The sequence below is a fragment of the Halalkalibacter flavus genome (assembly GCF_036663575.1).
In the GTDB taxonomy this organism is placed as follows: Bacteria; Bacillota; Bacilli; order Bacillales; family Bacillaceae_D; genus Halalkalibacter; species Halalkalibacter flavus.
Map to the genome: position 1 here is coordinate 24,619 of NZ_JAWRVK010000044.1, position 12,718 is coordinate 37,336.

Annotated in this window: 10 protein-coding genes and 1 pseudogene; 8 read left to right on the forward strand and 3 right to left on the reverse strand. The window is 37.7% G+C overall.

Features of this window, described 5'->3' with window-relative positions:
• The first annotated feature begins 164 nt into the window (after window positions 1-164).
• On the forward strand, window positions 165-2,564 hold the full coding sequence (locus SAY88_RS20770; protein WP_332634056.1) for a beta-glucosidase: 2,400 nt from the start codon (window positions 165-167) through the stop codon (window positions 2,562-2,564).
• Window positions 2,565-2,772: 208 nt separating this feature from the next.
• On the opposite strand, the pseudogene SAY88_RS20775 reads toward SAY88_RS20770, so the two are convergent.
• Window positions 2,773-2,996: pseudogene (locus SAY88_RS20775) on the reverse strand (FAD-dependent oxidoreductase); the annotation flags it as partial.
• A 225-nt stretch (window positions 2,997-3,221) separates the two neighbouring features.
• Between SAY88_RS20775 and SAY88_RS20780 the strand changes: the two are divergent.
• The 5 genes from SAY88_RS20780 (at window position 3,222) to SAY88_RS20800 (ending at window position 7,573) form a co-directional block, all read left to right on the forward strand.
• Window positions 3,222-3,899 (forward strand): MerR family transcriptional regulator, encoded by a 678-nt coding sequence (locus tag SAY88_RS20780; RefSeq protein ID WP_332634057.1) that lies wholly within the window; start codon window positions 3,222-3,224, stop codon window positions 3,897-3,899.
• A gap of 247 nt (window positions 3,900-4,146) precedes the next feature.
• Window positions 4,147-5,202: a Delta(5) desaturase DesA gene (gene desA / locus SAY88_RS20785; protein ID WP_332634058.1), complete on the forward strand. Its 1,056-nt coding sequence runs from the start codon at window positions 4,147-4,149 to the stop codon at window positions 5,200-5,202.
• 179 nt (window positions 5,203-5,381) lie between these two features.
• Complete coding sequence (locus tag SAY88_RS20790) at window positions 5,382-6,512, forward strand: sensor histidine kinase (protein ID WP_332634059.1); 1,131 nt, start codon at window positions 5,382-5,384, stop codon at window positions 6,510-6,512.
• A gap of 1 nt (window position 6,513) precedes the next feature.
• Window positions 6,514-7,113 carry a response regulator transcription factor gene (locus tag SAY88_RS20795; RefSeq protein ID WP_332634060.1) on the forward strand — a complete coding sequence of 200 codons (600 nt, stop codon included), beginning with the start codon at window positions 6,514-6,516 and terminating at the stop codon, window positions 7,111-7,113.
• 259 nt (window positions 7,114-7,372) lie between these two features.
• On the forward strand, window positions 7,373-7,573 hold the full coding sequence (locus SAY88_RS20800) for a cold-shock protein (protein ID WP_250098647.1): 201 nt from the start codon (window positions 7,373-7,375) through the stop codon (window positions 7,571-7,573).
• A gap of 194 nt (window positions 7,574-7,767) precedes the next feature.
• Here SAY88_RS20800 and SAY88_RS20805 read toward each other — a convergent pair whose 3' ends face one another.
• Window positions 7,768-8,232 (reverse strand): hypothetical protein, encoded by a 465-nt coding sequence (locus SAY88_RS20805; RefSeq protein WP_332634061.1) that lies wholly within the window; start codon window positions 8,230-8,232, stop codon window positions 7,768-7,770.
• 129 nt (window positions 8,233-8,361) lie between these two features.
• On the reverse strand, window positions 8,362-9,594 hold the full coding sequence (gene hmpA / locus SAY88_RS20810) for an NO-inducible flavohemoprotein (protein WP_332634062.1): 1,233 nt from the start codon (window positions 9,592-9,594) through the stop codon (window positions 8,362-8,364).
• 710 nt (window positions 9,595-10,304) lie between these two features.
• Between hmpA and SAY88_RS20815 the strand changes: the two genes are divergently transcribed.
• Together SAY88_RS20815 and nirB are read left to right on the forward strand one after the other, a co-directional pair.
• Window positions 10,305-11,132, forward strand: a complete 828-nt coding sequence (locus SAY88_RS20815) for a formate/nitrite transporter family protein (protein ID WP_332634063.1) — start codon at window positions 10,305-10,307, stop codon at window positions 11,130-11,132.
• Window positions 11,133-11,153: 21 nt separating this feature from the next.
• Window positions 11,154-12,718 (forward strand): nitrite reductase large subunit NirB (gene nirB / locus SAY88_RS20820; protein ID WP_332634064.1); only part of this gene is annotated, 1,565 nt, incomplete at its 3' end.

Here is a 12,718-nt window from a genome sequence, read left to right on the forward strand (position 1 = left end):
TCGTTTTTGTTTTTCATTTTCTTAAGGGAGCAATAAAGTGCTACAAATGACAAAAAAATCAATATCTTTTGAAAAAATAACTAGTTTCTACCTAGTAAAATTAAATTGTTAACGCTTACACCTCAAGAGGAGGAAAGATTTTATTTTTGAAAGGGGAAGAGTGTATGTTAAAAAAAATGAGGAAGAAGAAAAGAAAGTTGCTAGCCATTGCGTTAGCATCCGGTTTAGTTTTTAGTGGACTTCATATTGACTCAGCACTTGCTGCAAATCCAAATAGTAATGCATCACCTATTGCTGAGGCAAAGAACGAAACTCCACAACAAGTTCCTCAATTGGTTGATGCTGCTTCAATTAATGCCGTTATAGAAGCGATGACGTTACAAGAGAAAGCAGCAATGGTAGTAGGAGCGAATACGGTTGCACTTGACCCAGTTAATGGGGAAATTATAGGAGCGCAATCTAGAAAAGTACCAGGTGCAGCAGGGCAGACTCAAGCAATCCCGCGCCTAGGAATTCCAGCTATTGTTTTAGCTGATGGACCAATGGGGGTACGAATTGATCCAACAAGACCAGATGATGACAATACGTATCATGCTACGAAATTTCCTTCACCAAATGTTCTTGCCTCATCTTGGGATACTGAATTAGTCAATAAAGTTGGGCTTGCCACAGCAGCTGAACTTTCAGAGTACGGTATAGATTTATTACTTGCTCCGGGTATGAACATTCAAAGTTATTTATTGAACGGACGAAATTATGAGTACTTTTCCGAGGACCCTCTTGTAACAGGGATTATGACGGCTGAATTTGTGAACGGAGTTCAAGATAATGGGATCGGTACAACGATTAAGCACTTTGCAGCTTATAATCAAAGAACATTAAATAACGGTAATATGAATGTGAGTCAAAGAGCGTTACGAGAAATATATCTAAAGGGATTTGAAATTGCTGTGAAAGAGTCAGATCCATGGGCGATTATGGACTCTTATAATGCGATAAATGGTACGTATGCGACGGAAAATAAAGATCTTTTAACAAGTGTATTACGCGAAGACTGGGGATTTAATGGATTTGCGATGACAGATTGGGAAAATGGAAATAATCGGGACATCGTCAAACAAATTGAAGCAGGTACCGACTTATTCATGCCAGGAAACTTAAATCAAATCAATCGAATCATTACTGCAGTGAACGATGGAAGTTTAGATGAAAAGTACCTCGATCGTAATATTAAAGCGATTCTAAATATCGTTGTCAAAACTCCAACTTTCAAAGGAGAAGTAGCTACGAATAACCCTGATATGGAAGCTGGTGCGAAAGTGGCCCGTCAAGCAGCTGCGGATGGAATGGTTCTTCTAAAAAATGAAGATAGCTCATTGCCATTAGCTAATGATGTAAGTGTTTCTCTTTTTGGTACACCAAATATTGAAACGATGACGGGAGGAAGAGGAAGTGCACTTGTGTATGCACCATATCAGATCGGTATCCCAGAAGGTTTACAAAATGCTGGTTTAAAAATTAATGAAGAATTACTTTCAAAATATGAAACGTATGTAGAAGAATTAAGGGCAACAGAAGAATACCAGCAAACGCCAGGAAACTTCTTCGTTTCTACGTTCCCGACACTTCCTGAAATGGATATAGCAGAAGATGCGATAGTAGCTGCTGAAAATACAGATGTCGGAATCATTGTACTTTCAAGTGAATTTGGCACGTACGGATCTGACCGTTCGGAGGAAGACTTCTATCTTTCGGAATCTAAATTAAAAATGATTGAGGATGTATCCGATGCATACCGTGCGCAAGGAAAATCGGTTATTGCCGTTCTCAATGTTGAAGGTCCGCTTGAAACAGCAAGCTGGGAAGATAAAGTGGATGGAATCGTTCTTTCGTGGCAGCCGGGGCAAGAGTTAGGAAATGCGTTAGCAGATGTTTTAACGGGAGCAGTGAATCCATCAGGTAAGCTTCCACAAACGTTCCCAGTTGATTACGCTGAGCTTCCTTATGCTGAAAGGTATCCTGGTGTTAATGATGAGTTCGATTATGAAGAAGATATTTATGTAGGTTATCGTTACCATTCCACATTCGATTTAGAACCAGCCTATGAATTTGGATATGGTTTATCTTATGCGACGTTTGACTATGACAATGTTAGAGTGAACCGGAATGGCAACTTCAAAGACAAAATTACAGTCTTTGCTACAGTGGAAAATACTGGTGATGTAGCAGGACGAGAAGCTGTTCAAGTTTACGTGTCGGCACCTGACGGAAAGCTTGAAAAGCCAGAGCTTGAGTTAAAAGCATTTGGCAAAACGAAAGAGCTTAGACCAGGTAAAAAAGAGAATCTGAAGTTTGAGTTAGATGCGAAGAACCTTTCTTCGTTTGATGAAGAAAAATCAGCATGGGTACTTGAAAAAGGGACATATGAAGTACTTGTTGGAGCTTCTTCAGAAGATATTAGAGGAACTGCTTCTTTTACAGTAGATGAATACGTTGTGGTGGAAACAGTAAATGATGTTTTAGCACCGCAAGTTGAAATTGAAAGACTATCTAAATTTAATTAAGTAATGAAGAAGAAATTTTTTTATAAAGGGTTAGGATCTTTTGCGGAATTCGATCCAATAAGTATTGATTAGTTGGTAATCAGGGAGTTAGAAAACCTCTACTGCAGGATATGTCCTGTAATAGAGGTTTTTTAATTATTGAATAAAAGTTTTTTAAGGGGGAAAAAGCTTATGTTGTGAAATCATTCCCATTTTCTTAACAATGGGAATATTGAATAAATGCAGTGTTTGTACTTGTGCTACCTTGACCAACTTTATTCTTTTCGATCACAACAACGTCCAAATTCGAATTGGATAGATAATAAGCACATTGAGCGCCGGAGCTTCCACCGCCAATAATTACTACATCGCAGTTAAGATCCTGCTCAAGTCGAGGGTAGGGGGGGCTGGAAAAGTAGTAGACCAATAATATATACCTGATTTTATATTCATGATGAAATCACTCCTGCCAACGTAGTCGATTAGTAGTATGGGCATTCTGTTTTGTATCATTCTGGTTAGCAAATAAAAGCTCGATTTACGGGTTCCGGTAAGTATCAAAACACAACACTTATTGCCGAATATCAACTTATTATTAGAACTTTTGTCAAGTAGGAGGAAAATAGTCATACTCTTATCTAATATGTACTACAAACATATTAGATAAGAGGTGAGAGGATGGAAAACAGTCAAAAGAAATATACGATTAAGGAAGTTTCAAAGTACTTAAAAATACCAGTAGGAAAACTGAGAGAATGGGAAGAAATGTTTCCAAATGCTCTCTATGTTCAAAGAACAAAAACAGGAGCGCGACTGTATACGGAATATGACCTCGAGATGTTAAAGAAAATAAAAATCTTAAAAGACAATAATATAAATGAGGAAAATGTAAACTTTATTCTTAATACGAACATCGCTGTTGAGGTTGATGAACCACACGAAGACCATCATGATTATGATGTCATCTTATCATTACAAAATGAAACGATTGATAACATTCAAGAACTAACGGAATCTATTGCAGGACTAAAGGAAGAGTTTATCCAAGAAGTAAAAGAAGAAGTAAAAAGTGAAATGAATGCAGGACACAGCAAAACAAAATCACTTATTCAATCGTATTCTCACACCATCGTAGATACAGCCGAAAGCACAAAAGAAGAATTAAATAGATTAAGGCAAGACATTCATCGAGAAGAAGAGGAGAAGTTATTTATCCAACAAAAACTTGAAGAAAGAGAAGTTCATTTTCAGGAATTTGTACAAGCCTATCGAGAGACAGCGGCAGCAAAGTCAAAGCTTCCGAGTTGGTTGAATTTTCTTAAACCGAAAAAAGAAGGTTCTGTCGATTATTTATAGCATATTTATTAGAATCAAATGAATAGTCCTCCGACACTAATTGAGTGTGTGCGAGGGCTTTTTTGTTTTTTAGAGGAAACCTACTATCCTTTGCTAAAACTGTTTTCATTGACCTAGAAACGGACAAGTATGACAAATGTCATATTTGTTACTTGACGTTCATGACTTCTTGCGACAATGGTTTTCTTTTATGATAGAGGTATTAGTTCTCCGATATCAACTAATAGAGCCTTTCAAGGGGGAAGTTATGAGTAATCACAAATTAACACAACTAAAAAAAAGCATTGTACCATTTGAAAAATCAGACTTAAAATCGAGTATCAAACAATTAATAAATACAGTACCACCGTTCTTCATATTATGGTTTCTAGCGTATCAGAGCTTGTCGGTCTCAATATGGTTAACACTTTCCTTAGCGATTGTAGCTGCGGGGTTTGTCGTTCGAATTTTTATTATTTTTCACGATTGTTGTCATGGGTCGTTCTTTAAAAATAAGAAGGTTAACAGTATAATCGGAACCATTACAGGTGTTATTACGATGTTTCCTTTTGAAAAGTGGAAGCGTGAGCATTCGATTCACCATGCAACTAGTGGAAATTTAGATAAGCGTGGTACTGGTGATGTGTGGATTATGACAGTGGATGAATATGTGAATGCATCATTTAAAGAAAGGTTGTCATATAGACTTTACCGCAATCCACTTGTGATGTTTGGACTTGGTCCAATATACTTGTTTTTCATTACAAATCGTTTCAATCGTAAAGACGCAAGAAAAAAAGAAAGAATGAATACGCATGTTATTAATGTTTCAATTGTTGCCCTTTATTCATTCATGATCTGGATGATTGGTTGGCAGGCTTTTCTGCTTATTCAAGGACCAATCCTGTTTGTAGCAGGAGTATTAGGCATATGGTTATTTTATGTGCAGCATCAATTTGAAGATTCTTACTTTGAAGATGAAGAAGAGTGGGACTATGTAAAAGCAGCTATTGATGGAAGCTCATATTACAAGCTTCCTAAATTATTGCAGTGGGTAACAGGGAATATTGGTTATCACCACGTTCATCATCTAAGCCCAAGAGTTCCAAATTATAACTTGGAAAAAGTACATGAGACAACGCCACCGTTACAAAAAGCAACAACGATTACAATGGGTTCTAGTTTACAATCTATCCGATTTCGTCTTTATGACGAAGCTAGTAAGACATTTGTCAGCTTCAAACAGGTGAAGCATCTTATGCCAAAATCAAGATCTAACGTACAAATTAAGAGTAAACAGGTTAGTCTTCAAGGAAAATCATAAATAGCTATGAGAAAAAACGTTCAAATTATTAGAGGGCACTGATAAAGGTCGACTTTCACCTTTTCAGTGCCCTCTAGAATGTTTTTCTATCTAATATGATCAGACAAAGGGCAGTTCTTATTGTATGATAAGTACTATAAAATTGCTGCTCCTAACAAAAAAGAAAGAGAGGGGCTAATATGCAAAATTGGTATAATATCTTCCCAAAAAATACAGGGTTAAGCGTCTATATTTGGATTATCTTTTGTCTATTGCCTTTTTATTTTATCTTTAGGTTATCTTCTGCATTAGAAATTATTTTCGGTATTGTAATGATTTTGGTATTTTTTCTTTCGTACCGTCTATCATTTATTTCTAAAGGAAGACTTGTCTATTTTTGGGTATCCATTGAAATGGCAATAAGCATAGGTATGACATTATTTTATGGTTACGTTTATTTTGCACTTTTCTTAGCCTTTTTTATTGGGAACATTCAGAGTAAGATCGGTTTTGTTACGATGTATATCATTCATCTTTTAACGACGATTAGTGCCGTATGTTTCAGCTTTTTTTCACAAACTGAATTATTTTTTGCTCAGTTTCCTTTTATTATTATTTCAGTGATCGGTGTGATTCTTTTGCCGATCACTTCGTACCATAGAAACAAACGTGAGAAATTAGAGGGACAATTAGAAGATGCAAATAAAAGAATTTCTGAATTGATGGTTGCAGAAGAGCGTCAGCGGATTGCGCGTGATTTACATGACACACTTGGCCAAAAGTTATCTCTCATTGGATTGAAAAGTGATTTAGCTAGAAAGTTAGTCCAAATTAATCCAGATTCAGCCAAAGCAGAAATGAGTGATATTAATCAAACGGCTAGAACAGCTTTAAAAGAAGTACGTGAAATGGTGTCGGATATGCGGGGAGCAAAGCTAAAAGATGAAATTGTTTATATTCAGCAAATCTTAAAAGCGGCAAACATGGAATTCCTATTCGAAGGAAATGCCGCGCTGAAGAATACACCCTTATTAATCGAAAATGTCGTAACGATGTGTTTGAAAGAGGCTGTAACGAATGTGATCAAGCATAGTCAGGCAACGACCTGTAAAGTAGTTATTAAGGAGCTAGATGAGGAACTCCAAATCATTGTAAAAGATAATGGCATTGGGTTCCCAAGTAGAGATGATGATTTTCGGGGGAACGGACTTCGTGGTATTAGAGAGCGTTTGGAATTTGTGAATGGAAGCTTGAACATTGAGGAATCGGACGGGGTAACGGTTGATATCCGTGTACCAAATGTGATTAAGCAGACAACTAGGAGGGATTAACTTGATTCGTATTGTCATTGCCGAAGATCAACGGATGTTGCTCGGGGCCCTTAGTTCTTTACTTAATTTAGAAGAAGACATGGAAGTGGTAGGTGAAGCGAGGAACGGGGAGGAAGCTTTATTTTTAGTTAAGGAGCATAACCCTGATATTTGTATCATGGATATTGAAATGCCAGTAAAGAGCGGTCTCGATGCGGCTGAGGAGCTTATTGACCAACCTTGTAAAGTTATTATATTAACGACGTTTGCTCGTGCAGGTTACTTTGAACGTGCACGAAATGCTGATGTGCGGGGTTATTTGTTAAAGGACAGCCCTAGTGATGAACTAGCAAATTCAATACGAGTCATCATGGATGGGAGACGTGTTTATGCTCCTGAATTAGTCGATTTAGCCTTTGATAATAAAAATCCACTGACAAATCGTGAAAAACAAGTTATGGAATTGATTTCTGATGGGAAAAGTACGAGTGAAATTGCAAAAGAACTTTCCCTAACAAATGGTACGGTTCGTAATTATATTTCGGTTATTTTGGATAAACTAGAAGTTGGCAACAGAATTGAAGCTATCTCTAAGTTTAGAGAAAAAGGCTGGTTTAAATAATAGACGATTGCTTGAACATGTGTTTTGTGAGGGATAATGCTTTGTTAATAGAGGTGTTAGTAAAGCATAAATACTAAAAAGGACCTCTGGGGATTAACTCCCATTTGCATTTCTAGGCTTTATCTGTTACGATTAACTAGAATTATTTTTGTTCGAAATGTCGGGATTGATAAGTATTTAAACTTTTCGCCTTTGATATCTAAACTTGAGCAATGATAGTATTAAAACGTGGATAAGATCCACACAGGAGGAAACACACATGCAACAAGGTACAGTAAAATGGTTTAACGCAGAAAAAGGATTCGGTTTCATCGAAGTTGAAGGTGGAGATGATGTATTCGTACATTTCTCAGCTATCCAAGGCGAAGGATTTAAATCTTTAGATGAAGGTCAAGCAGTTACATTTGACGTAGAGCAAGGTCAACGTGGACCTCAAGCTGTTAATGTAAACAAAGCATAATGAACAAAAAAAGGACTCTTTAGTAGAGTCCTTTTTTTGTTGGGCGTGCCCAAACAAAAACTTTAGCTTTTGTTCGATAAAGTAAAAAGGCTGACTATATAGACAGTCAGCCTTAATATGACACAAGTGGAAAATGGTTACATGAAGCATACCATAAAATGTATCAAATGCCTAATTTAATTTTAAGTAACAAATTAAATACATGTAAATCCTTCTTCTTCTAAATAATGTGCTGCTTGTTTATATGAATGAAATGTCCCGTCCAAGGTCTCATCCGCATACACATTCCACATATCTTCTTCTTTTAGTAAAGTAAGTGTCACTGTATTATCATTAATCCACACTTCCTCTTTTGGCTCATGATCTTGTTCACTCTCCTTTGGAGTAAGAGAGAGAATTGACTTTCGAATTGTAGAACGAAGGGCCTTTTCAGTAAAGTCGCGGATGTTTACCATCCCTTTATCGTTCGTTTGATACCCTGTCATATTCCCAGCGTATACAAAGCCATTTCCGTTAGGGTGTAGATGATATACTACATTCTTTTGGTCGTACGAACTTTCATTGTAGTGAAAGTTGACTCTTCCTAATGAAACATTTTTTCTTTCTAACTCAGGAAAGGATTCAGTAATAATCGATAGTTTTTCTTCAAATGTTAGCATGCTTGCCTCCAGTAATTTGTATGGAATGGTTAGTTTGCTCAGTATAGCATAACCGTTCTTTCGTAAAAAGGTATATATCATCTCATAACATTAAAAAGTCGAGCTCATAGTAGCTCGACTTTAAGAGTCTTATACCTCTAAACTGCCTTTAGGTCCAAAAAATTCAAAATGGATTCGCTCATCAGGTACATTCCATTCCTTTAATGCTTGGTTCATTGCTTTCATGAAAGGAACGGGTCCACAGAAGTAAAAATCGGCTTTGTTGTTCTTTAAAATAGATTGTAACCAAGGAAGATCGATATGCCCCTCTTTTTGATAGTTCTTTGCCTGTTGGTCTTCTGCAGTCGGTGATTCATAACTTACAAAATAGTTAAGATTTTCATGCTCGCTAGTGATACGGGCAATTTCCTCATGGAATGCGTGATACGTACTGTTAATAGCTGCATGGACATACGTTACGTCTCTAGTTGGCTGTTGACTTGCTAGTGTTTTTAGCATGCTGATCATTGGAGTTTGACCAACGCCGCCACTTAATAAGACGACAGGTCGATTTTCATGTGTTTGTAAAACAAAATCTCCAGCAGGTGCTGTAATTTCGAGCGTGTCTCCTTCAGAAACTTGATGGTGTAGGAAGTTTGAAACGATACCAGCAGGAATATCTCCTTTACCATCTTCTCGTTTTACACTAATACGGTAATATTCTTCACCTGGTACATCTGATAAACTATACTGGCGTAAATGTGTATACGCCTCTCTATCAATGATTGCTTTTACCGTTATATATTGACCTGGTTGGAAGTTGGAGAGACTGCCTCCGTCTTTCGGTTTTAAATAGAATGACGTAATAACATCACTTTCTTTTACTTTATTAGTGATTATAAACTCGCGGAAACCTTCCCAACCACCTGGTTTCGTAGCTGCCTCATTATACATTTCTTGTTCTACAGAAATAAAGACATCAGCAATGACTCCATATGCTTCACCCCATGCATTGATGATTTCATCCGTTGCCGCATCACCTAACACATCTTTAATCGCTAATAATAGGTGTTCACCGACAATTGGATAGTGTTCTGCTTTGACCCCTAGGCTGCGGTGTTTATGTGCAATTTGTTTTACCGCTGGGAAAATCGTTTCTAACTGATCGATATATTGTGCTGCCGCATAAACCGTATTAGCGAGCGCTTGCTGTTGTTTCCCTTGCTTTTGATTCACATGATTAAAAATATGTAATAACTCTGGATGATTTGTAAACATCATTTGATAGAAACGCGAAGTGATTGCCGGGCCATGTTCCGCTAAAACTGGAACTGTTGATTTAATAATATCGATTGTTTTGGAATCTAATACTTTTGTTGTCATAGGGAATTCCTCCATTTTTAATTAAAGATGTATTTGAAATATATGTTTTATTATGGTTGCGTTTTCAGTTAAAAGCAATATTTGAAATACATCTTTTGAAATATAGACATAATTTATATGGGAATAAAGATCAATGAATTCCTTATGTTATTGATTGTAAAGGAAGAAGGGTCCGTTATTATTTGGAGATAGAGGAATGATATAACATATATTTAAAATGCATATTTTCTTTGTGAGGTTACCTCACCAAAATACTTACAGGTCAAATGTATGCTGTTAAGATAAATGTAACAAAACGAGTTAGTACTAAGGAGGTAATGAATATGAAAACGAAAAAGCTTAAAAATCCAGGGATTTTCACATTGTTGGTTCTTACCTTTACCATCTTCTTTCAATAAAAATATGATCACTTGTTTTAGATAAAGGTGCACAATCGATGCTATTGTGTACCTTCATTTTTTTAATAGAAGGCCACGTAGGTTGTTAATGCTGGGGGATAAAATACCACTCACTCACAAAGGGGAACTGGCGGAATGAAGGGATTTTTTAGAAAAGTCTGTAAGAAAACATGACAAACCACAACATAATAGCAATTAGTTAGTATACGATGAAACATGTATTTTAAATATAGGTTATAGATTTTTAGAGAGAGAGAACATCATTTTTAGGAGCTTTTGACGGCTCGTAAAAATGAAGAAGGGGGAGGCGACATGTATAAAGATACGATTGATAAGTTAAACAATATGGCCATAGCGAAGAGAGAACTATTGGATAAAAGCTTGGTGAGATATTTAGTTTCAGCTTGTTTAGCTGGGGCGTATGTCGGACTAGCGGTTGTATTGAGTTTTTCACTGGGAGGATCGTTTTCGGAGTTATCCCCTCCGTTAGCGTCATTGTTATTAGGTTTATCGTTTGGTATTGCCTTAGTGTTAATTATTTTTGCTGGGGCAGAGCTTTTTACAGGTAACAATATGATCTTTACCGTGAGTACTTTGTCTAAAGCTACAACGTGGAAAGAAACAGCTCAAAACTGGGCTTGGTGTTACCTCGGTAATTTTATGGGTGCTTCTTTATTTGGTGTCCTTATTTTTTTCTCAGGCGTATTTTCTAATATTTCTAGTGATCATTTTTTAATGACAGTTGCTTCCAATAAGATGAGCTTAAGTACGTCAGAGATTTTCTTTCGTGGCATTCTATGTAATTGGCTAGTCTGTCTAGCAATCTGGTGCACGTTACGAACCAAAAATGATGCAGCGAAAATCATGATGATTACGTGGATTTTACTAACATTTATTATATCAGGCTATGAACATAGCATAGCAAATATGGCGATTTTAGGTTTGGCTCTTATTCATCCAAGTCCAGACACGATCACGTTAGCAGGTTACTTCAGTAACTTAATTCCAGTAACGTTAGGGAATATTGTAGGCGGGACGATTTTCGTTGGCTGCTTGTACTGGATCATCAGCCCGCAAAAAGTAGAGAAAGAAGAGAAGAAAGAGGTTCTAGTTAGAAAGTCAATAGCTTCAATTAAGTAGTGAACATAGGAGGATGGGAAAATGAAAAAGAAACTAGTATTAATAGGAAACGGAATGGCCGGAATTCGTACGATTGAGGAAATCTTAAAAAACGATAGCGATCGTTTTGACATTACTGTGTTTGGGGAAGAGCCGCATCCAAACTATAACCGAATCTTGTTATCGTCTGTTCTTCAGGGGGATACAACGGTCGATGATATCGTTTTAAACGAATACAGTTGGTATGAAGAAAACCAAATCGAACTATTGACAGGTGACCCGGTTATTAATGTAGATACAGAGAAGCAAGTCGTTGTGAGCCAAAACGGGGTAGAGCGTTCTTATGATAAATTGATCTTTGCAACAGGGTCCAATCCATTTATGCTGCCATTGCCTGGTGCCGATAAAGAAGGGGTTATCGCCTTCCGTAACATTAAAGACTGTGAAACGATGATCGATACGTCGAAAAAGTACAAACGCGCGACGGTCATAGGTGGGGGGCTACTAGGGCTTGAGGCAGCTCGTGGTCTATTAAACTTAAATATGGAAGTCGACGTGATTCATATTGCCGACTATTTAATGGAGCGCCAGTTGGATAGTCAAGCAGGGAAGATGTTAAAAGAAGAACTCGAAGCTCAAGGCATGACATTCCACTTACAGAAAAACACAAAAGAAATTGAAGGCAAAAAGCGCGTAGAAAGCATTTCCTTCACAGATGGAACGAGATTTAAAACAGACTTAGTCGTCATGGCTGTAGGGATTAAGCCAAACATTGCACTTGCACAAGAGGCAGGTCTCACAACAGAACGAGCGATTGTGGTTGATGACTTCATGCAAACAAGTGCGCCAAATGTGTACGCAGTTGGGGAATGTGCGCAGCACAGAGGGATTGCGTACGGACTTGTTGCACCTCTTTACGAACAAGGAAAAGTATTAGCGGCTCATATTTGTTCAGAAGGTCAGTCGCTTGAGCACGGTTACGAGGGTTCCCTTGTTTATACGCAATTAAAAGTATCTGGCGTCAATGTATTCTCAGCAGGAGAGTTCCAAGACGCAGAAGATACAAAAGCGATTCGAGTTCACGATGAATTCGAAGGTATTTACAAGAAAGTTGTTGTGAGAGATAACAAAGTGATTGGCGCCGTGTTATTTGGGGATACATCTGACTCAACAAGACTCCTTTCAATGATGCGGAATGAGGATGATATCTCAGGAATGAGCAAGGTGGCTCTTCTTCCATCTGAAAGTGGTGAAGCACCAGTCAGCCCGGTTGTAGCGATGGCAGATGGCGATAATGTGTGTGACTGTAACGGGATTTCAAAAGGGGAAATCTGTTCAGCGATTACCGATCAAGGGTTAACAACCGTTGAGCAAGTGAAGCAATGTACGACGGCAGGGCGTTCTTGTGGTGGATGTAAGCCGCTTATCGCTGACTTGTTAACATTAACAACAGGAGAAGATGTGGGTAACACTCCAGAGCCAATGTGTGGTTGTACGGAATATACGCATGAAGAAGTGGTCGCTGAAATTCGCGAGCTTGGCCTTTCACACCCACGTGAAGTGATGAATGTATTAGGCTGGGAATCAGATGAAGGCTGTTCGAAGTG